The following is a 24,642-nucleotide window of genomic DNA, read 5'->3' as shown; positions in this document are numbered from 1 at the left end:
TTGAATCCGCTTCGGCAATTCCAGCGGGCCGCGCTTGCACCGGGCTTCGCTAGAAAATCAGCCTCTTACCTTTTTACTATGCTTACACACAGCACATTGGTCGCACACAGTCTGCGACCAAATTGCGACCAGTCCCCTAGATTTTTGTAGCCTCCCCTGACTATACTCCGCACCTACCACTGTATATTTCAACAGTTAAATAATGAGGTGCTTATGTCAGCGAAAACCTACCAAGCTCTGGTTGACCGAGTGAAGCGCCAGATAAACAGCCCTAGTGCACAAGATAAATGCTGTGTTGAGATCCAGCGCCAGCCTGATGACAGTGATGAGGATTGGGCGCACCTGCTAGACGACCTTGGCACAGTTGAAAACGTGACAATGATTCCTCTCGATGACGCAGCCGAGTCTGTACGACTGCGCTGGAATCCAGAAGAGTCGATGGCATGAAGGACAACACCAGCGCTATGCAGAAAATTATCAGCCGCCACATGGAAGCGGCATTTGATGAAATGCACCAAACGCTTGGGGAGACACCAACTGACATTCAGATAGTTATCATGGAGGCGTACCGGGATAACGGCACGGATTCCGACGGCATTTATCAAGGGTGCAAAGTCACCACCTCTTGCCGCACCATCGAATAACGACGCAATGGACTACAAAGCAACCTTATGGCGCAAGAGCATGGAGCGGCGCGGCTGGCGGCGCTTCGGCAAATACATGCTGCCGCGATGCATGATTGAGTACCACATCATCCACCGGAGCCAGCTATATAGCGGTCGATGTTATACAACGTCATTGCCCGGCGACCCGAGTCAGCCCGGTACTACTGCTTATGTGATCCAGCGGCGTGACATGATGACTGAGGGCGTATGGCGGCGCACACGTGACGATGCGCCGGTAGGGCAGATTGTGAGGCCGCTACCTTATTAAATACGCCATCCCTGGCAGCTCGAGTCCGTTCGAGCGACTCCGAGTGACACATGCGACATGCTATTGCGGCGAGCTTGGCGTCACTCTTCCTACAATAGCTGTTCAAGCGGCGCGCGCATGTAGGAAATGTGCTTTGATTTTGTAGGCTTTTGCTTACATCAGGAACAAAAGAACCGCTCACATTCCTGCAGGCAGCAGCCTTCCATCTACGGATGCGCATCATCGTACTGATACACCCGCTCGTCATAGCCCTCAGCCTCTGCGCTGACGTTACTCATGCCCGACGGTTTAATACTGTTGATCAACACATGCTCCACTCTGCCAAACACCAGGTGCGGGGGTTCCTTTGTCGGATCGACAACCGGTACCGGATCATCACCCATCAACGCAATCACGTGATAATCATCATCACCACGTAGCACGCGATATGGCCCTTGTGACTCTCCCTCCGGGTTGCGCCAGTAAATAACGTGCTGCTCAATGCTGCCCCATTTCAGCACCTCGTTTACCTGTAAATGCACACCGTCCTCATCCACCGCCACACGTTCAATCAATGCCGACTGAGCGCGGCTGGGGATAGGCCCTACGACGGGAACGTAGTCGCCCTTGCTGCTATTCAGCAGGTCGGTAGGCGTGCCCCACGTGTAGCTCTTCCTTACATGCAGGTGACGCATTAAGCGGCGCATACCGTGCCGCCACGCGCGCACCTCGTCCGGCACCCCTTCCACACGTATCGTTTCAATCCGCTGAGGCGGGTCATCGGAAATACGGCATGGCACAGTCTCAATTACACCAGTGATTGCACTTTTATATTCCACGTCCACCGCATCGTAGTCATCCGGCCTCACCGCCCTAACGGTTTTCGTCAGCAGTGCGTCCGCTCGCATGTTCTGCGGGCTATACATGTGCCCCAGCTGGGAGCGGGGCTCATCACGCACCGGCGTTAGCACCTCGTCCCACGTTAACTGAGCCCATACCGCTGCCAGTGCGCGTTCCAGCACTGCCTTTACCGTGTCGTCGCCGTCATTGTTATAGTCGAAGGTATCCCCCCTGGCTGCTGTTATATTGTCAATCCGCTGCATGGCCTCCATGTTGATTTCATCGTCTGAAACCCCTGATTGATTGGCGGCATTGCGTACAAAATCAATCGCTGATCGCGTTGGCCCTACAGTGCCATCCATGCGCTTGAGTATTGCCGTCGGCACGCACGTAATCCGGTTTTCACTCTGCGCCGCGATCGCATCACTGCCGACGATCGTCATTGCCAGTACCGTAATGTCGTCGTAGCGATCCGGGCTTTCAGAAAGCCGCGAGCTCAGCCCTGTCCAGTGCAGCTCCTCAAGCGCGGCCACGTCAGTGTTCTCGGGATTCATCCGACGCAATCGGCACTCCACTGCCGTGGGCGTATCAAAATCGACACCGAGGGTGAAACCCAACTGGTCACGCGATGCGCCCCACAGCTCCTGCCCCATCCACTGCCACTCCTCAGTGCCGATTTCACGCCACTGCAACTCAACCCATTGCCCGTTGTAGTCCACGCCATTTTCGTGGGCATAGCCCAGTCCACGTACTGCCAGCACTTGGGCCTCTATGCGGTTAATCAGCGTGCCTGCTTTCTGCGCAGGGAACGGCCCTAGCCACTCGCTTTGCGCATAGCTACTGTCTACAAAAATATTCCAGCGATCACGATATACCCAGGCGTTCCAGCCCAGCCAGGTTGCGTCTACGTTGTTATCAGCCAGTAATTTCTCGACCACGATGCTGCTCTGGCTACGCGACACGATGCGGTACCGCGCGCCCGCTTTATCTATCGTCAGTTGATAAACGCCCCCGGTGGGATCAGTGACGGGGGTAAGGTCCGGATAGCTCAGCGTTAGAGCATTACTGCTCACGCTGTGTACGATGTAATCACCGTTCAGCGCATCGCCATGAATTACCACGGCATCGCCCACGGCTAGACCCAAGTCGTCATACGACCCTGCCAGTACAGCGCGGCTATCCTCCGGGGCCGGGGGCTGTAGTTCTATTTGGCGCGGTACGCGCACATTGAGCAGCAGGCCCGGCTCCCAATCGCTGGGGAATTCATGCTCCCCCGTAAGGCTAATTTGATTGCCATCGACATTGATCGAAGGGGCTGTTAACCGCTCAGTGATATGGAATACGCTTTTGAGCTTTAGCCCCGCCTGCCCATTACTGGCCGCGCCCACTTCTGGCGCGTTGTACCAGAGCTGATTAGCAGAATGGCCTGTGATGCTCTCACCCGGCTGAAATACCTGCCAATGTACGTCATCCCCAAACGCGGTTACTGGCGTTTCAGCGATACGGATTTGCGAGGCAGGCAGCAGGCACGACCCCCATGTGACGCACAGCAGTATGTCCACTGCCTTGGTTCGTGGGTCAATAAAGTAAGAGTGAGGTGGTGCCAAATAGTACGGCGCTAACTTGACTTGCCCGGCCACTTGATTAATGACGCCATTCAAGCGCGGGCGATTTATCGTCGTGCTCGGGTCATTAATTTGTGAGCCCTGCTCGATGCCGCCATTCGCGTTGGGCGTTGGGACCGATGGCATCAGCCAACTAAACACTCCGCTGAACAGGTCCACCACCGCACTGAACAGCGAGCCGACTGCACTGACGACCGAGCGCTGAGGATTTGCATAGATGTGAACTACCGACACCTGATCGAGCATCACGCCAGCATAGTCATTCGGCAGCACCACATTCCCACGCGCCCCTTCCAGCTCTATCTCCCACGGGGTGAATTCGGGGTTCTCTGCATACGTGGGCACGGCATTGAACAGCCACTCCTGCAGCGAGCCGCCAGCCACGTCCTGCGTTCTAATGGGCTGCGTCGCCACACCGTTTATTTCGCGAAATAGTGACGGGTATAAACGAATCTCGCTCACGTAAAATACTCCACTCTGGTAAATTCACGGCTGAATGAGCGCACCGATTGCCAGCGGACACCTACATCCACAGTGCACTCCATCACCCCCGACAGGCCGTTGAGAGGCACCACGACGCCACAGTGCAGTGCAAGCTCACCCGTCCAGCACACCGCCATTGCGCCCGCTTGCACTCCGCACGGCTGTAGACCCTGGCACACTTCGCGCAGCGAACGGTTCACACGGCGGGCGTCATCGGTGGCCACGCCCTCATAGCTGGGCAGCGTGGGCAACCCGTATTGCTCGGCGCGCACAGCGCGTAAGAATCCGTAACAATCAAATAACCGAATGCCGCCCACACGCTCACCCCTCCCGCCGCTTTTGTAGCGGGCGTTTCGGTACTCATCGAGCATTGGGATTCCTTAAACGAAGAGGGCTACGCCGGGGTATTTGTTAGCGGTAAAACGGCCCAGCAAAAAGCGCCGAAACAGCAGATCGCGATGTCGGCACCGCACCTGCAGCGTGCCATCAGGCTGGAATGTTGGCTCATCAACAACCATTCGCAGCGGGCGCCGCGCCGGCGCAATGAGGTTGTTGGATGCATACATGCGCAGCGTGAGGTAGATAATCGCGCTAGCATCCAGCGCCTGATCGACCAGATCTTCCGCATCCGCATTGGCGCCACCCAGCGCAAACCCCAGCTTTTGCTGCCCGCTGTCATCACTAGCGGGCAGCGCAAGATCAAGCGGCGAGCCCAGGTACTCATGCCGCTGACCATCCTCATGCCCTAGCACTATGTCGTCCCAGCCGGGGATATTACGGATCGCCGTCTCCCACGCCGAGCACGTCAGCTCAACCGCGGGGATACGATAGATCGTCGGGTCGTGACCGCTGAGCAGTTGGGCGAGTACATCGTTCATTCGCGACTCACTATCAGTTGTGCAGAGGCGCTCACGAGCACATTGCTCCATGTCGAGCGCGGTATCAAGAGCCGCCCAGAATAAACGACTAACCCCGCCGTAGCGGGGTTATAGCCGTGCTTTTTCAGCCATTTTTGCACTGTGATTTTCATAGTAGCCTCAGATTTTAGGCACACAAAAAAACCGCTCAGGGCGGTGGTGGGGTTCGTAATTCTTGGCACCTGATCAGCTCGCTCAGCACGCTAAAAGCAGTTAAGATGCGCTGATTGAAAAACAACTGGATCATATGCGAATGGACAGCATCAACAAAGACTCTTCAATTCTCACAAAGCCGTTTTCTTTTGACAGAAAACATCCGTTTTACAAGCTTCTAGGGAAAAAAGACATACTCCTCAGAAGGGCATTGTTTCAAAAAAATATCATGATTGAATTTTTTACAGATGCGGACGGCAAACCCACGCGATGGGCTGCACAGGGGAAAGACAAAGCCATCGTTTTTAAGAGCACGATGCCTGCTCACTCATCGCTGAAAGCGGTAAAAATCACAAAAAACAAAATCAAAACCAAGGAGCTGCTGGATACCAACGACGTAAGAACGCCGAAAGGCATTACGCTAAAGTCATCAGAAATTGAGAAAGCACACGCATGGTTCGACACCCTCGTTACAAAAAAGGCGGTCGTGAAACCAATTTCAGGCTCCGGCGGTAAAGGCATTACGTCATCGATTACAAATAAAGAACAACTTAGCCAAGCATTAGAGAGTATCCATCCCTCTACAGCCGTACTTGAAGAGCATATAGACGGTCACGATCACCGAATTTTGGTGGCTGGTGGAAATGTCATTGCCGCCATGCGCCGCTGGCCAGCTCACATAATTGGCAATGGGAAATCAACAGTAAAAGAGTTAGTGGATGAGAAAAACAAAGAGCGTGCTAAAAATCCCTATGACGGTAGGTATTTATTAAATTTAACACCAGAAATTATCGCGCGCCTTCAAAAAATCAATATGACACCCGACACAATTTTATCTGTAGACCAGCGCGTTGATTTACAAACAATTGCTAACATTGGTGCAGGAGGCGAAGGCGAAGATGTAACGTCCATTATTCATCCCGACTTTGTTGAAATTGCACGCAAAAGCTGGGAAGCGTTTGATAATCTTGAGTGCTGCGGCGTGGACCTCATAGTAGAGGACATCTCAAAACCTGCAGCATCGCAGAGCTATTCAGTGATAGAAATGAATGCCAACTGCGATATACCAATTCATCACTGGCCTACAATCGGTGAGCCATTAGATGTTGCAGCAGCTATTGCTGATTACTATTTCCCGAACGATAAAAAAGAACTGGATCACTGCGCCAAGATCATAATCTCAGGCAAAGTGCAAAAAGTTAATTTTCGCCGCTGGATCGCTAAGCAAGCGCTTATTTATGGCGTAACAGGCTATTGTAAAAACTCCTCGAATAATATCGAAGCATTGTTTCAAGGAAGCAAAACGGCTGTCGATGCGGTAGTTAGACTCTGTGCAAATGGCCCTGAAAAAGCCTTGGTTGAAAAAATTACATATATAGATGCAAAAGAAAAAGCATCTTCAATATTTGAAATACAATAGTAAAATTAATCTTCGCCCAACGCGTTCGCGTTGGGCGAAGAGACAGCATGCTTAACTAATACCATATTTCTGCTTTAAGAAATTGACAATCGACGCTCGGCGTCCGGCGTTTTTCTCTTTAGATAAATCTAGGTTATAAAGACCACTAATCCCTCCTCGGCAATGCCCGTTTGCGAACCAGAGGCTATCTCTAGGCGCGACCTCATACGTGAGCGGTCGTTTATCATCAGGGTTTTCAGCAACAAGATCCCCTCCGTCAAATATTTTTAAACCATATTCTATGCTAAATGTAATCTCGACTAGCGATGGAATAGAGCGGCTAGCAAAATCAATATCCGCTGAAATCCGTTGATTTAAACTCCCTTGCTCATAAACGCGCAGCGCACTAAGAACGCTACGCGGCCAGCCTATGCTTAGATGCAGTTCTCCTTCTGCCTCGCTGCCCAAGTTTGATACTAAATAACCTGCATTGGTACCGTCTTCGCGAGGTTCAGGCTTTACGACTGCAAAAACAGTCCATTCATTTTTATTAATGCGGGGGCGAGTGCGAATACCGATGCGGCGATCGTTGTCACCCACGAACCACGGCAGCCCGTTAAAATTGCGGATAGGGTCGGGAGAACCCTCGCCGAAAGTTTCGATTGTCCGATGGTCAGCAGCTTTAGCGCGGTTGCGCGCTGTCAGAGCGGATGCATCAGCATAAGCTGGATCGAGTAGTATCTCGCGTCCAGGGACGTTGCCGAACGCACGTCCTTCGGGTGTAGTTACGACACGACGTAAGCCATTCGTGTTCTCAAGTTCAATGTTTTGATTTAATGTGTAGTTAGTCATCGCCATTACCCTCGTCTTCAGGAGTTTCATTAATTACAAAATTATTACTTCGTTTAATGCGTTCTTTATCAAATAGCTCATAAACAAGATTAAATAAACAGTTGCGCGCATGCACGTGTAGTTGCGTTATGTTTCCACCCAGCTGACTAGGGCTTTCAACTAAAAACCCTGGAATCCCGAACGCTTCTTCTGCGTGTAAAACCATGGAGCCGTTAAAGTGAGAGCTAATGGCACCAACAGGTTCATTACCCTGCGGCACAAAGGGCATCAAACGTTTAATATCGGCAATCGTTTTGTTAACTGCATTCAAGCCAACACCAACATTATTAGCACCTTCTGTACCCACCCACACTAGGCGCTCGCCACCCGTTTGGAATTGAAACATCCGATGGTGGTCAATAAATGCAATCGCATCTGTATGTTCCGACATAAATTGCATTAAAGACTGAGTTTCAGCCTCTGAAGCTGGCGATGGGCCGCTTGTCGATGATCCAGGCCAGCGAGTAGGAAAGTTCCGGTTTAAATCAACGTTATTGTGGTTGCGTCGAGTCCGTGCACTAAAACCACTAGGGTTAGTAACGGGTAAGTATAAAAACTCTACACCCCATCGGAGATCATCAGTTTTTGCAATCTCTCGCCACTGGCGACACAATTCCTCGAAAAACGCTTGGTTGCCTGGAATAACATGCTGCTCATCACCGTGCAGGCCACCACTCACAATAATTTTAGGTCGCTCGACACTCTCTTGCGGGTAGGAATTACCTTGAGCTAAAACAACATAATCAGCGGGCCGGAAACGGTAGCACATAATGTCCTCGCCTAACCCATCCTGCCCAATGCTAAACGAACTAACGTAGTCGGGAAACTCAGACATTAAAGCATCTAGCGCATCATAAACGCTTTGTGTTGTAGGAAACTGAGTTGTTGCCGATTGTTTGTAAGCGCTGGAATAATCGCGTTTGACGGAAACTGACTCACGATTAATCCACGCGGCACCGTCATCGATAATCTGATCTGTTTTATTTAATTCAGCGAAATCTACATCACTCCCCCCGCCCACAATCGTTTTACCGCTCGCATCCATAGCGCGATATATATACCCGTTTTTATCTACCCAGGCGTATTCGGCTGTCTCAACATCATCGTTAAAAAACTCACCCAAAAAAGGGGTTATCGGCTGAAGATTATAATCAACTGATAAAATCGGGATGCGGTTTTTATCGCAGATTGAGTAAAGAGCAATATCGTTATCATCGTTGTAAAACTCTTGACGTGTGACAATTATTAGATGCCCGTCCGCCCCCCACTCAGCTAAATTGTTGCCGCTTTTATCAGCGATTGAATACAGCGTATGCTGCTCATCATCGTTACAAAACTCTCCAGCCGAGTCACTGGTACGCCCTGATATTAATAGCGCCGCATTCGATGCAGCCGCAACACCTTCCACAAACTCCGCTGACGGATCGTCTTTAATATGCTCGCTCTCACTCGCTGAGATACGGCGATAGAGCGACCGCGTCACATTGGGGTTTGGCGAGACAGCGTAGTAATACCAACCGTCCTCAGCGGCAGCACGGCCTTCGGCCTCGCTTGGAAATATCTGCCCCCCGGCAATCAGCAGTCCAAGGCGCTCGTTCTGCATCGCCTCCCACGTCATTTTTTCTTCACCGAAACGGTCGGTAAACTTGTCCTCTTTGGAGTGCATGCCGAGATCCAGCAGTTTGCTATTAACCTCTCGCACACGCGGGTCAGTGCTGCCCAACGGTTCGCTGGCAGGGTCAAAGGGTGGTAGGGCCATAGGGTTTTCTCCGGGCACAAAAAACCGCCCGTGGGCGGTAATTGAGAATGTTGGTAGCGGGTTAGCGGATTGGCTTGGGCCAGTGCTTGTTCATCGTGTAATCAAACAAGTCGCTGTACAGAATCTCTTCTGGGTACTGCATGTCCTCGGCAGTCACGATCGGAGGCTTAGGAATTAATAGCTCCACGCTAAATTCCCATATCCGCCCTTCTCCGCCTCTCGATTCAGGCAGCGGCGTAGGACCGTCATAGAGTTCCAGGAACTCTACGTTTTCACACCACTGCACACCCAACGGGCTCAGCAACCGCATGTTGAACGGAAGCACACCACTGTTCAGCGTGTGCCAGTAGAAGCCCTCAAACACCTGGGCAAAGCGCGGACGCATACGAAAGCGAACAGAAGCGGTGGTAGGTCCGGGGCCGTGCAATATTTCTTTGCGCGGCCTGCCGTTTCCCAGTGGCGTGCGCAGCACGTTGTCGGTGTGTTGCAGCCCGTAGCCCTGCCGAAACGGGCGCGGCAGGCCTTCCGGGTAGTTGATGTCTGCCATTAGGTCGCCCCATACATAGATTTGTCTGCTAGTCTCATAAGCTCAATCCACTTAAATAGAGCATCAATAATGGAAATTTCAGTAGGCGCATATAACCCAGACGAAGCGCTGGCACCGGTAAACGTTACTTTTTGGGATGAATACGATGGCACCAATTTTGACGTTCAATGCCACTTGCGTGTCCCAAATGTCGATTCACGCATTGAGCTATACAACTCCGCTAAAGCAGCAGCACTGCCTCGTCTAAAGAAAATAGTTGAAGAGCTTGAAAAGCACTTGCAGGAGAGCCCGTAAGGTTAGGCCGCCTAGCGAGGCTGCCGCCCCCACCCCAAAAAATGCTGCCCTGCTTTTGTTACCTTGCCGTCGCTCGCCATATCCTCGATTAGGGAGGCCTTAACAATGTCAATTGTTAACCCGCCGCCCTCTTCGCGACGCGCTGAAACGTTAGCGCTGGTGTGGTTATTGATGCTGACATTAAGGCCCCCGCTATCCCCCGGCCTATTCATCTGGCTTTCAACTCGCGCCAAGGCCGCGTCGGTGTGTGCCAGCGTGTCATCCATTTTGGCGCTGGTTTCAGCAGTGCTAACGCGCTCACCTTTTTCAAGCCAGTAAGAGCCCGTGGCGGGCAGGCTGTCCCACCCATCGTGCGCCATACCGATATTGCCTATCGCCGCTGCTTGCCCAACCTGAACGGCTGCGGCAGCCGCACCAGCAGCAGGCGCCAGCACAGGACCCACATAGGGAATGCCTACCGTCGCATCAAACGCCTTTGAGTACGACGACGGCACATTCATCAATGCCTTGCCCACTGCGAACGCCTTTTCCGTAGCGAATAGAGCGCGATAGATACCGCTTTGCTCACCAGCAAATGCGCTCGCCAGCCCGGCAAGATCACCGAAGGTGCTCTCGGCAGCGGCCAGCTGCGCTATCTGCCGGGCCTTCTCGATTCGCATCAGCTCGTTTTGATGTTCCTCGTGCAGGGCGCGCTCTTGGGCGTCCCATTGCGAGGTAAGGTCGGCACGTTCTTCACGGTACTGCGCCAGCATTTCCAGCTGAGTGTCGTACCACTCCTGTAGTTCTTCCTCGGCTTCGTCGATTTTATTTAACTCACCGAAGGCGCCGCCAATGGAGGCATCCAGGCCACCGTATTCCGGGGCATCAGAAAAACCTGCGGCAGCGATCTTGGCGGCCACATCTGCGTACTCTTCGCCCGCGACGTTGGCGGCATCGAGTACGGCGAGGCGGGCGGCTACTTGGTCTGTAAGCCGCTCCTCAGTTGTGCGTAAGGATTGAAGAAGGCTTTCATAGTCCGAAGCCGCTTGTTCGCTGGCTTCATACGCGGACACGGCTTCAAGCGCGGTGCGAGCAGCGGCAAGCTGTGCTTCGCTCGCGCCCTCTTGAGCCAGCTTGTATAGCACCAGGTCGTCTTCGGCCATGCCGAGCGTAGAGGCCTGCAACTGAAGTGCGGCTACTTGATCATTGATGGCGTCTCTTGCTCGCTTGCTTCCGCTGGCCTGGTCCTCTGTGGTTTGGGTCGTTTCGCGCGTCGTCTTCCCAAGCTTGGCCAGCTTTTCATCTATCTCGGTGACCGAACCACCCGCCGCCTCAATCGCGTTACGGGTCGTCATTAGCTCTACTTGAAGATCATGCAAAGCCTGTTGTGATTCGCTTCGCTGCCCCATACCAAAAGCTTGTTGACCGCCCATGGCCTCCCATTGCCGCTGCTCTTCCTGCACGATTTCGCGCTGGTTGGAAACGGCCAATGCCAGCGTGGATTGGCGGAATTGCTGAAACTGACGCTCAGCCTCAAGCATGGCCTTGGCGTTCTTGAGGGCCGCTTCCGAGTTGGCATCCAGCGCGCTGGTCATGTCGTCAACGCGGTCAGTCGCCGACTGTATCTTGGGCGACACCAGGCCTAGCTCTTCGCGAAAGGTGTAGATAGCGCCCACGGCCGCGCCCGCCACCGTGACCAGCGCCCCTAGGGGGTTGGCGCGGATGGAGGCGTTGAACGCCCACTGCGCGATAGTAGCCGCGTTCACGACCACCCGGTAGGTAACGTAAGCCCCGGCGGCGCCTGCCACACCTACCGCTATACCTTTCAGCACCTCAAGCTGTAGATCGTAATCCCCCGCGTGGAACGCCTTGGTAACCGTGTTAATGGAGTCGGCCATATCATTGAGGGCAGGCGCCAGGCGAACCGCTACCACATTGCCCATCGCTTCCGACGACAGGCCGATTCTGGCAATCGCATCGTTGGCCTCTTCAATGGCGGCGGCATCCACCATGGAGACAGAAAGCCCGTAGTCCTCGATCTCTTGGCGGGCGCCGCGAATGGCGTCCCCACCCTTCATGAACAACTCGGTTGCGCCTTTCTGCTCAAACCCTAACTGCTGTAAATGGCGCGCCGCTTCTTGCGAAGACATGCCGGTATCGCGAATGCGGTCAGCTATATAACCCAGCCGCTGATCAACATCCATTTCCTGCATGGCTTTCAGGTCAAGGTTTAGCCGTTGCACGGTTTTTAGCGCAGGGCCGCCGCTCATTTCCACAGCACCCAAGCGGCGATTCATCCGATTAAGCGATGCCTCCATGCCATCCAGCCCGGAGTCCGACGCGGCCATGTTGACCGCGCGCAGGCCATCAATGGTGCCGTCCAGCGAGCGCGCCATCTTGGCGTTTGCATCGATAGTGTCCATATTGGACTTGGCATACGCGTAAAGCCCGACGGCGGCGGCGGTGCCAGCGGCGGCTATGGTCGCAATACCGGCGGCGGCCTTCTTGGCATCCTTCTCCATCTGGCGCATTTGACGCTGCGTGTCTCGCTGCGCCTTATCCATGGGGCCGGTAAAGTTGCCGGTCTTCAGCACCATATCCAGAGTCAAGCTACCGAGCGAGCGAACCGACATACTTTTCTCCAGGCGTAAAAAAACCCGCCGAAGCGGGTTAATGGAAATATTGTGTTGGGCGTTAAAGATCGCAGGTGAATTCTACTATTGAGTTATCAACGTTCATTCTGCGAGTTTTTTGCCATAAATAAACCCTGTCTGCGGTGTATGCAAAGCGATTGTAACCAATGTAGCCACCGTAACTATTTTTGGCATTCACCTCTCCGCACACAGCTATAAGAGGCCCATCTTCTGCTACAGAAATACCGTGCACATCTCGGAAGTTTGCGGAATCAGGATCTTTCAAAGCGCCTCGAACAGCGGCCTGCGCCTCTTCTATCTGATTTTCGTCAATCTCAATCCGCACATTTGTGACAGAAGGAGAGGAGTCCGACGCCTGGTAGCTTGAGTTTGAATTGCTATGGTTAGCTGTATTAGCGCACCCGGCAATTAAAGACGATAGCAAAGCTGCCAAAATTATATTTTTTTTCATTCCCTTACCCTTTTGTAGATGAAATTAGGAAAGGTCAGAAAGCTATTGCCTTTAGTCAAGAAGCAAATACGCCCCGCTGAGCTAACCCAGCAGGGAACGTATCGCACTTGGCTAAGTTTGACTAGGCTATCTTAGGCGAATTTACTGACGTCACTTATGAGTGAGCCGTGACCGCCATGCTATTGGAGCGGCCCATCAGTCTTTCCATATCGCGGCGAAGGGACTCGCCCTCCCCAATATAGTGGCGCATGGCGAGCACTTCGGCTTCGCAGCAACCCACATCAAACCCCGCCTTTTTAAGCTGACTGAGTAAGCGAAGCGTGGGCGATGGGGCGCTTTCACCATAGAGGTGGTGTGCTTTTACCCAGCGGCGACTGGGGTAAATCGTGGGAATCTCGTTCGACCAATCGCTGCGTAGCTGGGGGTTTATTTCAGGCCATGCCTCCATGGGGTAGTGAATGGCCGGTTGCGGTTCTGGTTCAGGCAGTGCGTGGCGACTGATGTAGTCGCCTTCGATGATCTTGGCGCTTTCCCGCTCGATACTGTCCTGAACAAACATCATCGCGCGGTCGAGCTGCTCAGGGCTGGCGTCTTCGATATGCGCCAGCCCCAGGTAACCGTTCACCAGTTTCCACATGCCTGCGTAGTCGGCGCTTTCACCTTGAGCACTGCGTAGGTTGGCAAGGGTGCGCACAGCACGATTAAGAGGCTTTCGATCCTCTATGCTGGTAAAGCGTGGATTCTCGGAACCACCTTTTTGCCAGTAGTCGCTTAATACCTCGAAGCACTCTTCTTGGTACTCAATAAGCTTGTCGCGCACTTCAGGCTTTACACGCGCAGCATCTACACCAAACAGCCATCCATTAAGCTTACTAAGTGGCAAAGTCAAAACCTTCTGAAGGCCGCCTTTTGAAGGTGCGGTTATCATAACCGCACCCTTGGATAACACGGGATTACGCTTAATTCGCTGACGCTGGCCGTGCCACTCTAAACCGATAGAGTCACAGATGGGCTTCATTGCAACGCGCACGATCCCAGCAACATTAAATGTCGGGATGTGGGCGCCGTGGAAATTGATAGAAATAGGTGATGCGGTAAGTGTTGCCATGATGTAGATCCTCGTTCTTGAGTGAGAATCCGCCAACACTGCGACCATTCAGATGGTGGCGGACTGCGCGAGGTTGGTCGACCGGTGAACAAGGGAACCGGCACACCCGAAGGTGTCCCCACGCAGCCCGCCATAACAGGCATAAAAAAAGCGCTGTTAAGCGCTGATGCTGCGCCTTGTTCAAATCGAGCGACCAAACCCGAGCCACTGATTTTGCAGCGGCAAGGGAATGTTGGCCCAAGAAGGCGCAGGCGTCAAGCTGCCTGCATATTATGTGGGCATTGCATGAAGTTCTAAACCCGTGCAATGGGGGTGTATGGATAATCAGCCCCAAGCCTCCTTGGCATGCTCCATCGTCACTTCGGGCTGATCGGCGTGTGGCATGAAGTCATTGGTTTTGAAAGCAGCCACTCCCTGCTTGCGATTCATGTTGGCTTGCTGGGTAACGATCAACGCGGCGGCACGCTCGACACGCATGCCAACGTGCAGCGAGCCGCGCTTTTTGCGATACGCTAACCAGCTCAGGTATTCGGGGTAGCTGATGCGCTCTTGGGCTTCCGCGATCGTCCGGCCGCCGATGCCCGCAAGGACGAGCTCGTGCCAGACTTCGTCTTCGTCGTCGAGCTCGTCGGGCGCTTTCCCAGGCCGCTGACGTCAGAGATCACCCGCAACAGCTCGTTGGTCAGTTCGACGCTGAGCGGGCCGCGCTCTTCGTCGGCAGTGCCGATGACGTCTTCGACAGTGAACACCGGGGCGCCGTCGTCGCCCACAATGCAGTGGGCGATACGGGCGGCCATCACGTCGCCCTGGGCGTGCACGGCCTGAATATCGCTTTTGGCCGTGGCGTAGGAAAGCGGGAGCACGTTCACGGTAGCGGTGAATTCCTGGCCTTCGTGCTTCCACTTGATGCCTTTCTCTACCGGCTTGCGTGCTACAAAGCCGCCATGGGCGGCTAGGGTTTCAATAGATAGCTTCATGCGTCATCACCTGGCGCTGAGGAGGTTTTGGGAATCCAGCGACCCCGGCCGCTACGCTGGAGCGCGCCCGCAACGGTGACGTTGGCGTTAAGCTGGAAGTCGAAAGGGAAGTCAGAGGCATAGGCGCGGCAGGTATACCAGGTGCGTGTCTCTGGCAACGTGACGGTGTCACCTGAAACGCTGGGAATTGCCGTTTGCTTTCCATCTTCATCGATAGGGCCGTCGCTCCAACCCACAAACCAGTCAATCGTCGGTGTTGAACCGCCCTCTGCCATTTCCTGAAGAATCAGGTGTGATGGCTCGTTAGGGTCGGCGTTAATCGATAGACTGCCCTGCCCCGGCTGCGCTAGCCCGGCGCTGTACTGCATCGCTTCGGTTTCTTCCAGGTCGGTATCGTCGATCTGGGTCTTTGGGCTTGCGCCGGGGTTAAACGCGGTACAGCGTTTCAGGCGCACGATCTCACCAGAATCCGGGTGGCGGAAAAATACGCTTGTGCCTTTGGTCAGCATTGTGGGGTTCCTCGCTTTCAGGTTGGGTAATACCAGCTAATGTCGAAATTAGTGGTCTTCAATTTGGTGGCCGCTTCTGTGCTGGTACCACCCAGTCGTTCGATATAACAGTGAGGCTCAAGAGCGCGGCGGAACGCGCCCAATACGGCGTTAACGTCGGCGACGCTATCGGCGTATATGTCGATCTGGATGTCCCAGTCGTCCACGTCGGGTGGATCATCCAGATAGTTTTCGGGCAAGCCGTTGAGCACCTGGTAGGTGGCATACGGCTTGGCGACGTTTTCCGGCGCGTCACCGAACGGAAACAGCCGGGTGGGGTTAACGCCCAGCAACGCAGTGACCCCCGCGTTAGCGGCGCAGACTCGAAACAAAGGGGGCATGGGTTAGGCTCCGGCTTCTCGGGCTTGCTTGCGCAGGGCGCGGTCAAGCGACCTGTTGTATTGGGTGATAAATTCGTCGGTCGCGGCCTGGATGCTTTCGCTCAGCGAGCGGCGCATGAACGGTTGAGCCGGGGCCGGGCCGACCTCCTTACCAAAGAACTCACCGGCTTGAGGGTTAGCTAGGATGCCATCACCCTGAGCGCGGATAGCGCCCCGACCAAACTCAATCTGGCGCCAGTGCCGGGTATCGCCACCCGGTAGGCCGGAGAATGCTTCCGCCTTTCTCCTCCCCCCCGCGCCACCCATGACACCCACACGAAACACCAGATCACCGGTTTGCCGGAATTCCTTCGGTGAGAATCGGACCGCAATGTTGGCAGATATGTCCTCGGCGCTGACGGGGTCATCAATTTTCTGCGCGTTTTCCTTGGCCTTGTCGCGAATCAGGTTTGCCGCCTTACGCATGGCAAAACGGCCGCCCTTGCGCCGTAGGTCGAAGTTGATGTTATCCATGCGAGCGAGTAGCGGCTCAAGGCCATCTAAGTTGAGAACAACTGGATCAGTCATAAAAAACCACTTCGATCGTGCCGCGCAGGCGCTTAGACAAGGCTCGCTTTCGATGCTTATCTATCTTTACAGCTCCGTCTTTATCCGTGCTGTAAACGTCCGCGATGCCACGCTTTGTATCTGCATAAAAGCAACGCTCTAGTCTTTTGCCATTCAGCAGAAAGTAGCGGCGGCCTCGCCCATCTTCACGAGTGTGGATATGGTCAGCCATCATTCACGCCCTCGCTGTATGGCAGGGTTAGATATTCCCGCCCGCTGTCTTTATCCGGCAGCACGCCTTCGATGTTGTAGATGTACCGGCCCTTGCGAACCCGCATCGTGCTATCGATGCCCAAGCGCTCGCCCGCGTTGAAGCGCATCACCAGTTGCCCCTTAACCTCTGACTGCGCAGCGTTGGCGGCGATGAAGCCACGCACGCTAAGCGGCTCGATGGCCATCCAGGCTTTGCCGACTTCTTCCCAGCCCGGCACCATGGCGCCGCTGTCGGGGTCTTGCTCGTTGGCTGGGCGCTCGACGGTGCAGCGGTGGCGGAGTGTGCCGGCTTTCATAGGACCTCACACGTTGAAATATTGATAAGGCCCAATAAGGGAATTCACGGCCATCGGTAGTTCGCTAGAGATTGAGCCAACAATGACTGCACCGCGATTTTCGTACCAATGATTGATCAGTAAGAGCATGGCGGTGGTGATGTCGTCATCGAGAACCAGCGCTCTTTCGTCACCGTCCGCTGGTATTTCATTTGTGGTGGCGTATAGCTTCCGGCCTGTCTTGTTTTCGATCAGGCGGCGGGCCGCTGTTGAGTAGGTTTCCAGCAGCGGCTCCTCTTCCGTTTCATCCTGCTCGATACGGCACTGCTGCTTGATGATTTCAATATCTAACATGGTCGGCACCGAGCAGGCTGTTTACTTCTTGGCGGTTGCTTTAGCTGCCTTTGCGGGCGGCTCATTGAGGGCCGCATTGGCCTCTTTCTTGGCGGCAGCTGCAGCTTCTGCTTTTACTGCGGCTTCTTTCTCAAGCTCTGCTTTTTCTTTATCGCTTAACCGCGTGGCTACTTTGAGTTGATCGACAGCCACGACTGCACAGCGCTCAGGCACTTCATGCACCCCTTTGCTGTAGTCGATAACTTCCTTGCCATCGGGCGACCACGGAAATGGCTTGATTACGTTAATTGTGGGCATGGGCTCCTCCAGCCTGAACAAAGCAGGCGCCCTTTAAAGGACGCCTGCGGATTGCTTTCACCGTCCGCGATTGAGTGCCGGTTTACTCTGCTGCGCTGAGCGTTAGCACCTTGATGGCCTGTGAGTCGGTAAGCATGCCGCCCACCCGCTTGGTGGTGTAGAAACCAACGTAAGGCTTGTTGGTGTAGGGGTCGCGAAGGACGCGGGTACCGATGCGGTCCACAATGGTGTAACCGCGCTGGAAGTTACCGAAGGACACCGCGTGCGCATCAGCAGCCGCATTGGGCATGTCTTCGTTTTCGGTCACGCCATAACCTAGCAACTGAGACGGCTCGCCTTCCTGCAGACCCGGGCGCCACAGGTAGTTACCATCTGCGTCTTTCATGGTGCGCACTTTAAATAGCGTCATCATGTTGAGCATGAAGGTAGCGCCAGCGCGGTACCCTTTCTTAGTGCTGTAGATCAGCTTTAACAGCTCATCACCGGTAAAGTCACCGGCCGTACCTGAGATGATTTGCTGAAGCGTACCGAAGGCGCGTGCTGCATCCGCCGTCGCTGCCATCGGGTAATCCAAATAGCCTTTCGGCTTATTGGTGCCATCGCCTAGCACGAAGGCAGCCCCTTCTTTTTCCGCGAACTCAATCGCCACTTCGGATTGCAGCCAGGCTTCTGCATTGAAGAAAATATCATCCAGGCTGGTTTGTGTAGCCTGCGGGTTGGCATAGATCTCGCCCATGTGTGCGGCAATCTGAGCCAGCGTAGGCGTGCCTGTGACCGGGCGCGCAGCGGTTTCACCCACCCAGCCAGAACCAGCGCCACCCAGGTTTACAAGTCGCTTATAGTCAGGTGTGCTAACCGTGATCTGGTTACATACTTGACGCATAGGCGATTCGTTCTTCAGTAGCTCTAGCACGTTGCGGTCCAGCTCCTCAGGCACGGCATAGCCACCGTCATCATCTACACCGGTTTGCAATGCTTTCTGCTCGAGCTCGCGCAATCCGTCTTCGCGGCCCTTGCGAAGGAATGATTCGAACGCGGTCTTGTGTTCGCTGGCCGCTTCGCCACCAGCGCGCCCTGGACGGTTAGCAGTTTTTAGCGACTTTTCGAGATCCGCTTTCAGCTCGTCCAGCTCTGAGAGCTTTGCGTTTAGCGATTCTGTCTTCTCAGCCAGCGCTGTCTTTTCCTGTTCGATAGCGTCAATACGCTTGTCGTTGCTGGACTTGAACTCATCAAAGCGTTTGCCGAGCTCGTCAGCTACTTGCTTAATGTCTTGTGCATCAACAGCCATGGGAGGCTCCTTACATTTTTTCTAGTAGGGATTTAAGGGAGGAAAGCGCTTGTTCCGCCTCCGCATCACGCGGCTGGATGGCGCCGTAGCCAGAGGACATAAAGCCTTTGGCCTGAGAGCGGGAAAGCCCTACTTCTCGCAGGGCTTTCTCGAGCTCGCTGGGCCGGGGCATTTCGCCTCGCGCCAGCTGGTTCTTTACATTTGAGATACGCGCTTCGTCATTGGCGGGGAATGTCACTAATGACACTTCCCACAAGTCGATCTCTTTCAGCAGGAACACTTCTTTATCGCGGTCGTATTCCCACTCTTTCAGCATGAAGCCAATCGATAAACCGGTGAGGCTGCCCGCCTTCATGTGGGCATGTGCCCGACGCGCCAGCGGGTCGTCATCTACCAGCAAACGGCCTTTTACATAGAGGCCTTGCTCGTCTTCCTTCATTTCGGTGTAGATGCCGATCGGCTCTTGCATGTTGTGCTGCCACAGCATGGCGGGCATGCGGTCCTTTTCCTGCCAGCGCTTCAAACTGGCCTGGAAGGCACCGGGCATTACCACATCGTCGTAGCTGTCCTGGTTGCCAAACACCGAGCCGTAACCCTCGAACTCGCCGGCATCGTTGACGGCCTTAATCGTTAACGGCGCGTCGAAGCGTTGCTTGGTAGTCATTTCTGCTTGTCCTCGAGGTCGTGACGGCGGCTCGGCTGAATCAGTCCGTTTTGAACAGCTTGACGGTTCAGACGCTCATGCCTGGCCTTTTCGTCTGCATGCTTTTTGCGATCAGTTGTTGGGCGTTTTGTCATCTGAGGCGCCCTCCGGCATCGTGGTCATATTGGTCGGCGTTAAATAAATATCGCCGCCTGCTCGATCGTTTAAATCTTCTAGCTCTCGGCAGTCGTTGGGGCTAAGGATCCCCCACTGAATGCCGCGCCCGTAGCTTTCGTAACGGGCCTTCAAATCGCCTCGTAGTAGCGCGCCAGTGTTGAACTTTGCGTAGTAACGGCCTTGGTCTTTCGGCTCCATCAGCCCGACCTGCACCCGCTTCTCAATGCGCGTGAGGTATGGCACTAGTGAGTAGTTAACGAAGTTGAGCCCTTGGTGCTCGATGTTGGAGAACGTGGCGCGCTCCATGTTAGCCACCAGATGGGGCGGCACACGGAAGATGGCGCAGATCTCATCACGCTGGAATTTGCGGGTTTCGAGAAACTGGCTATCTTCGGCATTGAGCGAAATAGGCTTCCACTGCAAACCACCTTCCAGAATCATGGGCTTGTGGTTATTGGCTAGGCCGCCATGCCGTTCTTCAAAGTCCTTCTTCAAGCGGTTATAGGCGTTATCACTAAGCGTTTGCTCTGTTTGCAGAACACCTGTTGTGACTGCTCCGTTCTTAAATAGCCGCGCGCCGTGCTCTTCGGTATCTAGCCCCAAGGCGATGGCTTCGCGGGCATAGGCCACCGGGTTAAGCCCTACCAGTCCATCAAGCGTCATCAAGCGCACATGCCAGACTTCGTCTTGGCCGAGCACGTCGGTAGTACCGTCTTTAAAGGTCACTCGGTAAACCGGGTTCCAGCTGGAATCTAGCTTTGGCTCCACCGAACCGGGATCCAGTGGCAGCAACTCAGATACCCGATCACCCAAACCCTTTACCTTGTAGGCGTAAAAGTTGCCCCTTAGGCATAGGCAAGTTATCAGCAGCTCCCAAAACTCCTGCGAGGTCATGTAATCGTTTGGGGCCACGTTCAGTAGGCGGTACAAGGGGTGGCTTTGCGCGGGCAGGCGAGTCCGCCCGTTTTGCTCCATTAGGCGACACGGCAGCATGCCGACCGACTCGGACAGCACACGCACGCAGCCGAAAACCGTGGAGAGCCGCATGGCTTGGCCGCCCGATACCCGACGCCCGCTAATGGAGTCGTAGGTAACGCCAAGCTCTTCAGCGAGCGCCTGGGGCGTGTCGATAGCCGTGCTTTTGCGGCTGAATAGCTTGGAGAAAAATTTCATAGGGTGCGGATGCCATGTTCTTCAAGGTGGTCTGAAAGGTCGTCTTCTGGAGGAGTCATTGCGCGGCCGATGGCAATGATCAGTGCAACCGCACCATCGATCTTGTTTTGATTCCCCTGCTTGATAGGCCTCATTACGTCATCGTTGCCGGGCATGTACTTAGCAACGACATTGCCCACACACCACGTCATTATCGGATGGCCATCATGATGAAAACGGCCGGTGAGGATGGCGGCCTCTAGCTCTTTCATTGCATCAGACAGGTTCTTATAACCCTGCTGAATCGTCACTGGGTTAAGGCCTGCATCGTCTAACTCGTGCGATAGGTTCGCGGCGCCGTGTGGGTCAATGCCTGATTGAATGGCGGGCGCTTCAAGGTGCGCTTCTTTTGCTTGCGCCAGCACTTCGCGGTAATCGATCTCTGCGCCTTCGGTGTTCTCAAGGTGCTTACCTTCTACCCAGCCCTGGTACCGCTCTGCTGTGCGTCGGTCGTCGTTGTTGAGTACCGTATCCTCTGGAACCCAGAACTTGGGGGCGATGCAGTAGTAGTGAGTCTTGCCATCGATCTGCTTGACGAAGACGCGGACCATGCCGGTTAAATCCAGCTTTCGTGCAAGGTCGAATCCGTAAAAGCAATCGACCCCGAGAAACTGATCAAGCGTTAGCGTAATGTCGGCGCATTTACGCCACGCCTCCATGTTGAAGAACCCTTCCTTCGCGGAGACCCAGACGTTCAGGTGTTTAGTCTTGATGCGGTTAGCGGTGCGTGCGCGAGCGACTGCGGTAGCGATCTGGCTCTTTAGCCAATCTAAGCCCACCGACACATCGGCATTGGGGTTGGCCTTTAGCAGCGCCTCTTCGCTTGTCCAGTCGTCATCGGCATCAATGGTGTAGATCAGGGCGAACAGCTCGTCGTCCAGCTGCGTGCCGTCGAGCATTTCGATGCAGCGCTCGCGATGCGCGTAACACGGCCCCGCTATATCAAAGCCTGCCGTGGTGATCGCGAGTATCAGCGGCTGAAGGCGCGCCCCCATGCCCGAAATCATCGTGTCGTACAGGTTTGAATCTGGGTGTTCGTGGTACTCGTCGATAATGGCCATCGAAGGGCTGGAGCCGTCGCCGGGGTCTCCGATAACCGGCTCGAACTTGCTGCCGTCGGCACGCTCCAGCTTCTTGGCCCAGACCACGACACCGAAGCGCTTACGCAAGGCGGGTAGCTTCTTCGCCATGGCCAGAGCGGGCTTGAACACTTCCCAGGCTTGTTTCTCGCTGGTCGCGCCGCAGTACACTTCCGCGCCGTATTCCTTATCTGCACAGAAGGCGTAGAGGCCAGACGCGGCGGCGATGATCGATTTGCCGTTCTTACGCGGCACCTCGATGTAGGCTTCGCGGAACCGGCGCGTTCCATCCTTCTTTCGCACCCATCCGAAAATCATCGAGAACAGAAACAACTGCCAGGGCTCAAGCACCAGGCGTTGCTTTGAGCGCGCCCAACGGTCTTTGGTGTGCGGCATCTTCTGAATGAAGCGGCACACGCGCTCTGCTAAATCACGGTCAAACTTATAGGGGTAGCTCTTGGCCTTGCTGGCCTTAACATCGTTGAGGTGTCGGGCGCAGGCTTGCTTAACGTATATGCATGCGGGGATCCGGCCGCCTACAACGTCTCTCGCGTACTTCTGCGCCGCGTTGACGTTGGGGTATGCGGCCATGTTTTAAAACTCGCTAAAGTCGTCGTCCTCGTTGCCGTCGTCGCTATTACTCACGCCGAGCATGCGCAGCCGCGTCAATGGGTCCAGCCCAAGCAGCGAGCCCAAGCGCGATAGCTGCGCAATGGCATCGTTACGCGCTGCCACATAGGGGCTTTTCTTGATGCTGCCGTCTGAGGTGGCCACGACCATGCCGCCATCATCGGCTGCCCAGTCGGTTATTTTCAGGTCGGCGGTAATCATGTAAGAGAAGCTGTTGCAGTACGCCAGCAGCAGCGGCGCGTCTTCTGGCTCGAACGTCCCGCGCTCGATCAGGATCTTGCTTTGGCTTTTCCAAAGCCGGACGGCGTTCTCGTCGATTAGCTCGGGAGGTGGTGCGATCCGCGAAATCGAGCTTTGGTGTTTCATGTCCGTCTTGCGTTTTCGCCCACCGCCAGACGCCCGAACCGGGGCATTGCTATTGGCCATACCGGCTCCAGAAAATTTTCCTTATTTCTCACGCATAAAAATAAGCCTGAGGGTGCGGTGTCCGCTGGTGAGGGCTGTAGAGATTTACCCCGCCCCCCTGTGTCAGCCGCCGCGCTGGCGCGCCCTGATCGCTTCGGCCTGCGTCTTCGCCGTGTGGCACGGCCCACACAGTGCCTCAAGGTTAGCGCTCGTTGTCGCGCCGCCTTCGGCCTCTGGGACGATGTGATCAACCGATTCAAACGGCGTTGCTTTACCCTGTCGTTTGCACTCTTGGCACAAGTAACGGTCACGCTCGGCGACTGCATCACGGATGCGGCGCCACGCTCGACCACCACGACCACGGCCAGCACGTCCACGCGTCCATGCCTTGGCCTGGTCGGCGTGCTCGTCGCAGTAGCCGTGGGCATGCCGCGTTGTCTTGCGGCATAGCTTGTCGCGGCAAGGGGTTGGTGTACGTGCTGGCATCAGTCGTCGAGGTCCAGGTAGCTGGGGCCTTCAAGGTCGGCACCGGTCTCTTCGGCTTCTTGCGCTAGCAGGTAATCAATCACCTGCTGATTGCTTTCAGCCAGTCTGTTGATTGCCGCTGTCTGCTCTTGAAGCGCGGCGACTAGGTCAGCCATGCTGGGGTCATTCATCTGCTACTACTCCTTGATCACCACCACCAACGATCTCAACCACACTCACGCGGTCAGCGTTAGCGCGGCGGCGTAATGCCTCATACTCAGCCAGCAGTAACAGCAGGCCCTTGTTGCTATCCAATACGCGCATCGGCGCTGGTAGTTCACTGGTTAGGTGTTGCGGCACCACTGGGCACTGGTACACCACCGGCATCGCCGGTGCGCTGGAGCTGGCGCACCCAGCCATCAACACTCCCAGGCACCCAATCACCAAGCCAATCACGCGCGTCTGCATCCGTCTCTCCTAGTCGCTCAAGCGCTGCTGTGCTGGCTCTGATGTCGCTGGCAATCCGGTCAAGCGCTCGGTCACGCTCGACCATGGCAGTGTTAAGGGTCTCGATCTGCCCTCGCTGCCATTGCTGGTGCTCTTGCAGAATCTCAGCGCGATCACGCTGGCGCTCTGACTCAGCGCGGTAGCTGTCTCGCTGAGTGGTAACGTGCTGCCAGTAAAGAAATGCGCACAGCAGGACCAAGCCACCCACGGCTTTACTCTTGAGCGAACTGATCATTTGAGCCACTTCTTAACAAAGGTAATAAGAATCTCATACAGCCCGTCGGCTTTATTGCGCACCCACTCAACACCCATAAACGCCAAGAACACGCACGGCGCCATCGCCACCGCTGACGCGTGATCCTCTGGCACGGAGTAGTAAACCGCTAGCCACAGGAATACCGGATAGAGCGACAGTGACAGGATAGTACCCATCGCAGCGACCATAAGCGCCTTCTTCCAAGGGCCTCCGTCATGCAATGCTTTAACAAGGCCTATTGTGAACGTGGCGCCACTCAGCATCAGGTACGGAATGATATTCACCAGCCACTGCCAGTTGCTTGGGTCTCGGTTTGGCATGGTGCGTTTCTCTTTGCGTCTGGGTTTCATATTGACC

The 24,642-nt window shown here is 54.8% G+C and carries 33 protein-coding genes; 5 read left to right on the top strand and 28 right to left on the bottom strand.

The genetic code is table 11. From position 1 onward, the window contains the following. Nucleotides 1-213: 213 nt before the first annotated feature. The 3 genes from ACT3TC_RS15290 to ACT3TC_RS15280 are packed head-to-tail and all read left to right on the top strand — an operon-like array spanning nucleotide 214 to nucleotide 933. Nucleotides 214-447, top strand: a complete 234-nt coding sequence (locus tag ACT3TC_RS15290; protein ID WP_444640744.1) for a DUF1654 domain-containing protein — start codon at nucleotides 214-216, stop codon at nucleotides 445-447. Then, nucleotides 444-644 (top strand): hypothetical protein, encoded by a 201-nt coding sequence (locus tag ACT3TC_RS15285; protein WP_444640742.1) that lies wholly within the window; start codon nucleotides 444-446, stop codon nucleotides 642-644. Before ACT3TC_RS15290 ends, ACT3TC_RS15285 begins: the two co-directional genes overlap by 4 nt. A gap of 7 nt (nucleotides 645-651) precedes the next feature. Continuing rightward, nucleotides 652-933, top strand: coding sequence for a hypothetical protein (locus ACT3TC_RS15280; protein WP_444640740.1), 282 nt, complete (start codon nucleotides 652-654; stop codon nucleotides 931-933). 206 nt (nucleotides 934-1,139) lie between these two features. On the opposite strand, the gene ACT3TC_RS15275 is transcribed toward ACT3TC_RS15280, so the two are convergent. The 3 genes from ACT3TC_RS15275 to ACT3TC_RS15265 are packed head-to-tail and all read right to left on the bottom strand — an operon-like array spanning nucleotide 1,140 to nucleotide 4,738. After that, entirely contained in the window at nucleotides 1,140-3,839 is a 2,700-nt protein-coding gene (locus tag ACT3TC_RS15275; RefSeq protein WP_444640739.1) for a host specificity factor TipJ family phage tail protein, read from the bottom strand. Further along, on the bottom strand, nucleotides 3,836-4,231 hold the full coding sequence (locus ACT3TC_RS15270) for a hypothetical protein (protein ID WP_444640737.1): 396 nt from the start codon (nucleotides 4,229-4,231) through the stop codon (nucleotides 3,836-3,838). The genes ACT3TC_RS15275 and ACT3TC_RS15270 overlap by 4 nt, the downstream gene beginning before the upstream one ends. Nucleotides 4,232-4,240: 9 nt before the next feature. Beyond that, nucleotides 4,241-4,738, bottom strand: coding sequence for a DUF1833 family protein (locus tag ACT3TC_RS15265; RefSeq protein WP_444640735.1), 498 nt, complete (start codon nucleotides 4,736-4,738; stop codon nucleotides 4,241-4,243). Nucleotides 4,739-5,030: 292 nt separating this feature from the next. Between ACT3TC_RS15265 and ACT3TC_RS15260 the strand changes: the two genes are divergently transcribed. Further along, nucleotides 5,031-6,350, top strand: a complete 1,320-nt coding sequence (locus tag ACT3TC_RS15260; RefSeq protein ID WP_444640733.1) for an acylphosphatase — start codon at nucleotides 5,031-5,033, stop codon at nucleotides 6,348-6,350. A 51-nt stretch (nucleotides 6,351-6,401) separates the two neighbouring features. Here ACT3TC_RS15260 and ACT3TC_RS15255 read toward each other — a convergent pair whose 3' ends face one another. The 3 genes from ACT3TC_RS15255 to ACT3TC_RS15245 all read right to left on the bottom strand — a co-directional run bounded on the left by ACT3TC_RS15255 (nucleotide 6,402) and on the right by ACT3TC_RS15245 (nucleotide 9,526). Then, nucleotides 6,402-7,187, bottom strand: a complete 786-nt coding sequence (locus ACT3TC_RS15255; RefSeq protein WP_444640731.1) for a hypothetical protein — start codon at nucleotides 7,185-7,187, stop codon at nucleotides 6,402-6,404. After that, on the bottom strand, nucleotides 7,174-8,979 hold the full coding sequence (locus ACT3TC_RS15250; protein ID WP_444640729.1) for a DUF2817 domain-containing protein: 1,806 nt from the start codon (nucleotides 8,977-8,979) through the stop codon (nucleotides 7,174-7,176). The genes ACT3TC_RS15255 and ACT3TC_RS15250 overlap by 14 nt, the downstream gene beginning before the upstream one ends. A 61-nt stretch (nucleotides 8,980-9,040) precedes the next feature. Continuing rightward, on the bottom strand, nucleotides 9,041-9,526 hold the full coding sequence (locus ACT3TC_RS15245; RefSeq protein ID WP_444640727.1) for a hypothetical protein: 486 nt from the start codon (nucleotides 9,524-9,526) through the stop codon (nucleotides 9,041-9,043). Between the two features lie 69 nt (nucleotides 9,527-9,595). Between ACT3TC_RS15245 and ACT3TC_RS15240 the strand changes: the two genes are divergently transcribed. Then, the gene (locus ACT3TC_RS15240) at nucleotides 9,596-9,820 is read left to right on the top strand and encodes a hypothetical protein (RefSeq protein WP_444640725.1); all 225 of its coding nucleotides are present in this window, start codon (nucleotides 9,596-9,598) and stop codon (nucleotides 9,818-9,820) included. A gap of 11 nt (nucleotides 9,821-9,831) precedes the next feature. Here the strand turns inward: ACT3TC_RS15240 and ACT3TC_RS15235 are convergent, their stop codons facing one another. From ACT3TC_RS15235 to ACT3TC_RS15130, 22 genes are all read right to left on the bottom strand, one after another. After that, on the bottom strand, nucleotides 9,832-12,432 hold the full coding sequence (locus ACT3TC_RS15235; protein WP_444640723.1) for a hypothetical protein: 2,601 nt from the start codon (nucleotides 12,430-12,432) through the stop codon (nucleotides 9,832-9,834). Nucleotides 12,433-12,493: 61 nt separating this feature from the next. Continuing rightward, entirely contained in the window at nucleotides 12,494-12,904 is a 411-nt protein-coding gene (locus tag ACT3TC_RS15230) for a hypothetical protein (protein ID WP_444640721.1), read from the bottom strand. Between the two features lie 154 nt (nucleotides 12,905-13,058). Continuing rightward, the gene (locus tag ACT3TC_RS15225) at nucleotides 13,059-14,012 is read right to left on the bottom strand and encodes a phage antirepressor N-terminal domain-containing protein (RefSeq protein ID WP_444640719.1); all 954 of its coding nucleotides are present in this window, start codon (nucleotides 14,010-14,012) and stop codon (nucleotides 13,059-13,061) included. Between the two features lie 324 nt (nucleotides 14,013-14,336). After that, nucleotides 14,337-14,501, bottom strand: coding sequence for a hypothetical protein (locus tag ACT3TC_RS15220; protein ID WP_444640748.1), 165 nt, complete (start codon nucleotides 14,499-14,501; stop codon nucleotides 14,337-14,339). A gap of 32 nt (nucleotides 14,502-14,533) precedes the next feature. Next, on the bottom strand, nucleotides 14,534-14,989 hold the full coding sequence (locus ACT3TC_RS15215; RefSeq protein ID WP_444640717.1) for a phage tail assembly chaperone family protein, TAC: 456 nt from the start codon (nucleotides 14,987-14,989) through the stop codon (nucleotides 14,534-14,536). After that, on the bottom strand, nucleotides 14,986-15,498 hold the full coding sequence (locus ACT3TC_RS15210; RefSeq protein ID WP_444640715.1) for a phage tail tube protein: 513 nt from the start codon (nucleotides 15,496-15,498) through the stop codon (nucleotides 14,986-14,988). Before ACT3TC_RS15210 ends, ACT3TC_RS15215 begins: the two co-directional genes overlap by 4 nt. A 17-nt stretch (nucleotides 15,499-15,515) precedes the next feature. Continuing rightward, nucleotides 15,516-15,878 carry a tail completion protein gp17 gene (gp17, locus tag ACT3TC_RS15205; protein ID WP_444640713.1) on the bottom strand — a complete coding sequence of 121 codons (363 nt, stop codon included), beginning with the start codon at nucleotides 15,876-15,878 and terminating at the stop codon, nucleotides 15,516-15,518. A 3-nt stretch (nucleotides 15,879-15,881) separates the two neighbouring features. Continuing rightward, on the bottom strand, nucleotides 15,882-16,445 hold the full coding sequence (locus ACT3TC_RS15200) for an HK97-gp10 family putative phage morphogenesis protein (protein ID WP_444640711.1): 564 nt from the start codon (nucleotides 16,443-16,445) through the stop codon (nucleotides 15,882-15,884). Further along, nucleotides 16,438-16,659, bottom strand: coding sequence for a hypothetical protein (locus ACT3TC_RS15195; RefSeq protein WP_444640710.1), 222 nt, complete (start codon nucleotides 16,657-16,659; stop codon nucleotides 16,438-16,440). The genes ACT3TC_RS15200 and ACT3TC_RS15195 overlap by 8 nt, the downstream gene beginning before the upstream one ends. Then, nucleotides 16,649-16,993: a phage head closure protein gene (locus ACT3TC_RS15190; protein WP_444640708.1), complete on the bottom strand. Its 345-nt coding sequence runs from the start codon at nucleotides 16,991-16,993 to the stop codon at nucleotides 16,649-16,651. The genes ACT3TC_RS15195 and ACT3TC_RS15190 overlap by 11 nt, the downstream gene beginning before the upstream one ends. A gap of 6 nt (nucleotides 16,994-16,999) precedes the next feature. Continuing rightward, nucleotides 17,000-17,326: a head-tail connector protein gene (locus tag ACT3TC_RS15185; RefSeq protein WP_444640706.1), complete on the bottom strand. Its 327-nt coding sequence runs from the start codon at nucleotides 17,324-17,326 to the stop codon at nucleotides 17,000-17,002. 21 nt (nucleotides 17,327-17,347) lie between these two features. Then, the gene (locus tag ACT3TC_RS15180) at nucleotides 17,348-17,623 is read right to left on the bottom strand and encodes a hypothetical protein (RefSeq protein WP_444640704.1); all 276 of its coding nucleotides are present in this window, start codon (nucleotides 17,621-17,623) and stop codon (nucleotides 17,348-17,350) included. A gap of 82 nt (nucleotides 17,624-17,705) precedes the next feature. Beyond that, nucleotides 17,706-18,911 (bottom strand): phage major capsid protein, encoded by a 1,206-nt coding sequence (locus tag ACT3TC_RS15175; protein ID WP_444640702.1) that lies wholly within the window; start codon nucleotides 18,909-18,911, stop codon nucleotides 17,706-17,708. A gap of 10 nt (nucleotides 18,912-18,921) precedes the next feature. Then, the gene (locus tag ACT3TC_RS15170) at nucleotides 18,922-19,575 is read right to left on the bottom strand and encodes an HK97 family phage prohead protease (RefSeq protein ID WP_444640700.1); all 654 of its coding nucleotides are present in this window, start codon (nucleotides 19,573-19,575) and stop codon (nucleotides 18,922-18,924) included. A 111-nt stretch (nucleotides 19,576-19,686) separates the two neighbouring features. Beyond that, nucleotides 19,687-20,904: a phage portal protein gene (locus ACT3TC_RS15165; protein ID WP_444640698.1), complete on the bottom strand. Its 1,218-nt coding sequence runs from the start codon at nucleotides 20,902-20,904 to the stop codon at nucleotides 19,687-19,689. After that, on the bottom strand, nucleotides 20,901-22,613 hold the full coding sequence (locus ACT3TC_RS15160; protein WP_444640696.1) for a terminase large subunit: 1,713 nt from the start codon (nucleotides 22,611-22,613) through the stop codon (nucleotides 20,901-20,903). Before ACT3TC_RS15160 ends, ACT3TC_RS15165 begins: the two co-directional genes overlap by 4 nt. A gap of 3 nt (nucleotides 22,614-22,616) precedes the next feature. Beyond that, nucleotides 22,617-23,018, bottom strand: coding sequence for a phage terminase small subunit P27 family (locus ACT3TC_RS15155; protein ID WP_444640694.1), 402 nt, complete (start codon nucleotides 23,016-23,018; stop codon nucleotides 22,617-22,619). 162 nt (nucleotides 23,019-23,180) lie between these two features. Further along, a complete protein-coding gene (locus ACT3TC_RS15150; RefSeq protein ID WP_444640692.1) occupies nucleotides 23,181-23,543 on the bottom strand; it encodes an HNH endonuclease in 363 nt (120 codons plus the stop codon). After that, nucleotides 23,543-23,713, bottom strand: a complete 171-nt coding sequence (locus ACT3TC_RS15145) for a hypothetical protein (RefSeq protein WP_444640691.1) — start codon at nucleotides 23,711-23,713, stop codon at nucleotides 23,543-23,545. Before ACT3TC_RS15145 ends, ACT3TC_RS15150 begins: the two co-directional genes overlap by 1 nt. Next, the gene (locus ACT3TC_RS15140) at nucleotides 23,706-23,846 is read right to left on the bottom strand and encodes a hypothetical protein (RefSeq protein WP_444640689.1); all 141 of its coding nucleotides are present in this window, start codon (nucleotides 23,844-23,846) and stop codon (nucleotides 23,706-23,708) included. Before ACT3TC_RS15140 ends, ACT3TC_RS15145 begins: the two co-directional genes overlap by 8 nt. 13 nt (nucleotides 23,847-23,859) lie before the next feature. Next, nucleotides 23,860-24,264: a hypothetical protein gene (locus tag ACT3TC_RS15135; protein WP_444640687.1), complete on the bottom strand. Its 405-nt coding sequence runs from the start codon at nucleotides 24,262-24,264 to the stop codon at nucleotides 23,860-23,862. Continuing rightward, nucleotides 24,261-24,635, bottom strand: coding sequence for a hypothetical protein (locus tag ACT3TC_RS15130; RefSeq protein ID WP_444640685.1), 375 nt, complete (start codon nucleotides 24,633-24,635; stop codon nucleotides 24,261-24,263). Before ACT3TC_RS15130 ends, ACT3TC_RS15135 begins: the two co-directional genes overlap by 4 nt. Nucleotides 24,636-24,642 lie beyond the last annotated feature (7 nt).

Origin of the sequence: Halomonas sp. AOP27-A1-41 (assembly GCF_052378605.1) — a bacterium.
GTDB classification, from domain to species: Bacteria; Pseudomonadota; Gammaproteobacteria; order Pseudomonadales; family Halomonadaceae; genus Vreelandella; species Vreelandella citrativorans.
Note: the sequence above shows the minus strand (reverse complement) of the source record. Positions and strands in the feature narration are given on the sequence as shown.

Excerpts from the sequence above, each read along its gene's own strand:
- ACT3TC_RS15270 (WP_444640737.1), bottom strand. The coding sequence starts at position 4,231 with ATGCTCGATGAGTACCGAAACGCCCGCTACAAAAGCGGCGGGAGGGGT.
- ACT3TC_RS15285 (WP_444640742.1), top strand. The coding sequence starts at position 444 with ATGAAGGACAACACCAGCGCTATGCAGAAAATTATCAGCCGCCACATG.
- ACT3TC_RS15235 (WP_444640723.1), bottom strand. The coding sequence starts at position 12,432 with ATGTCGGTTCGCTCGCTCGGTAGCTTGACTCTGGATATGGTGCTGAAG.
- ACT3TC_RS15140 (WP_444640689.1), bottom strand. The coding sequence starts at position 23,846 with ATGCGCGTATTGGATAGCAACAAGGGCCTGCTGTTACTGCTGGCTGAG.
- ACT3TC_RS15200 (WP_444640711.1), bottom strand. The coding sequence starts at position 16,445 with ATGACTGATCCAGTTGTTCTCAACTTAGATGGCCTTGAGCCGCTACTC.
- ACT3TC_RS15245 (WP_444640727.1), bottom strand. The coding sequence starts at position 9,526 with ATGGCAGACATCAACTACCCGGAAGGCCTGCCGCGCCCGTTTCGGCAG.
- ACT3TC_RS15225 (WP_444640719.1), bottom strand. The coding sequence starts at position 14,012 with ATGGCAACACTTACCGCATCACCTATTTCTATCAATTTCCACGGCGCC.
- ACT3TC_RS15240 (WP_444640725.1), top strand. The coding sequence starts at position 9,596 with ATGGAAATTTCAGTAGGCGCATATAACCCAGACGAAGCGCTGGCACCG.
- ACT3TC_RS15180 (WP_444640704.1), bottom strand. The coding sequence starts at position 17,623 with ATGCCCACAATTAACGTAATCAAGCCATTTCCGTGGTCGCCCGATGGC.
- ACT3TC_RS15170 (WP_444640700.1), bottom strand. The coding sequence starts at position 19,575 with ATGACTACCAAGCAACGCTTCGACGCGCCGTTAACGATTAAGGCCGTC.
- ACT3TC_RS15290 (WP_444640744.1), top strand. The coding sequence starts at position 214 with ATGTCAGCGAAAACCTACCAAGCTCTGGTTGACCGAGTGAAGCGCCAG.
- ACT3TC_RS15265 (WP_444640735.1), bottom strand. The coding sequence starts at position 4,738 with ATGAACGATGTACTCGCCCAACTGCTCAGCGGTCACGACCCGACGATC.
- gp17 (WP_444640713.1), bottom strand. The coding sequence starts at position 15,878 with ATGCCCCCTTTGTTTCGAGTCTGCGCCGCTAACGCGGGGGTCACTGCG.
- ACT3TC_RS15160 (WP_444640696.1), bottom strand. The coding sequence starts at position 22,613 with ATGGCCGCATACCCCAACGTCAACGCGGCGCAGAAGTACGCGAGAGAC.
- ACT3TC_RS15255 (WP_444640731.1), bottom strand. The coding sequence starts at position 7,187 with ATGGCGATGACTAACTACACATTAAATCAAAACATTGAACTTGAGAAC.
- ACT3TC_RS15210 (WP_444640715.1), bottom strand. The coding sequence starts at position 15,498 with ATGCTGACCAAAGGCACAAGCGTATTTTTCCGCCACCCGGATTCTGGT.
- ACT3TC_RS15165 (WP_444640698.1), bottom strand. The coding sequence starts at position 20,904 with ATGAAATTTTTCTCCAAGCTATTCAGCCGCAAAAGCACGGCTATCGAC.
- ACT3TC_RS15130 (WP_444640685.1), bottom strand. The coding sequence starts at position 24,635 with ATGAAACCCAGACGCAAAGAGAAACGCACCATGCCAAACCGAGACCCA.
- ACT3TC_RS15150 (WP_444640692.1), bottom strand. The coding sequence starts at position 23,543 with ATGCCAGCACGTACACCAACCCCTTGCCGCGACAAGCTATGCCGCAAG.
- ACT3TC_RS15135 (WP_444640687.1), bottom strand. The coding sequence starts at position 24,264 with ATGATCAGTTCGCTCAAGAGTAAAGCCGTGGGTGGCTTGGTCCTGCTG.
- ACT3TC_RS15155 (WP_444640694.1), bottom strand. The coding sequence starts at position 23,018 with ATGAAACACCAAAGCTCGATTTCGCGGATCGCACCACCTCCCGAGCTA.
- ACT3TC_RS15215 (WP_444640717.1), bottom strand. The coding sequence starts at position 14,989 with ATGAAGCTATCTATTGAAACCCTAGCCGCCCATGGCGGCTTTGTAGCA.
- ACT3TC_RS15195 (WP_444640710.1), bottom strand. The coding sequence starts at position 16,659 with ATGATGGCTGACCATATCCACACTCGTGAAGATGGGCGAGGCCGCCGC.
- ACT3TC_RS15250 (WP_444640729.1), bottom strand. The coding sequence starts at position 8,979 with ATGGCCCTACCACCCTTTGACCCTGCCAGCGAACCGTTGGGCAGCACT.
- ACT3TC_RS15230 (WP_444640721.1), bottom strand. The coding sequence starts at position 12,904 with ATGAAAAAAAATATAATTTTGGCAGCTTTGCTATCGTCTTTAATTGCC.
- ACT3TC_RS15185 (WP_444640706.1), bottom strand. The coding sequence starts at position 17,326 with ATGTTAGATATTGAAATCATCAAGCAGCAGTGCCGTATCGAGCAGGAT.
- ACT3TC_RS15145 (WP_444640691.1), bottom strand. The coding sequence starts at position 23,713 with ATGAATGACCCCAGCATGGCTGACCTAGTCGCCGCGCTTCAAGAGCAG.
- ACT3TC_RS15175 (WP_444640702.1), bottom strand. The coding sequence starts at position 18,911 with ATGGCTGTTGATGCACAAGACATTAAGCAAGTAGCTGACGAGCTCGGC.
- ACT3TC_RS15190 (WP_444640708.1), bottom strand. The coding sequence starts at position 16,993 with ATGAAAGCCGGCACACTCCGCCACCGCTGCACCGTCGAGCGCCCAGCC.
- ACT3TC_RS15260 (WP_444640733.1), top strand. The coding sequence starts at position 5,031 with ATGGACAGCATCAACAAAGACTCTTCAATTCTCACAAAGCCGTTTTCT.
- ACT3TC_RS15280 (WP_444640740.1), top strand. The coding sequence starts at position 652 with ATGGACTACAAAGCAACCTTATGGCGCAAGAGCATGGAGCGGCGCGGC.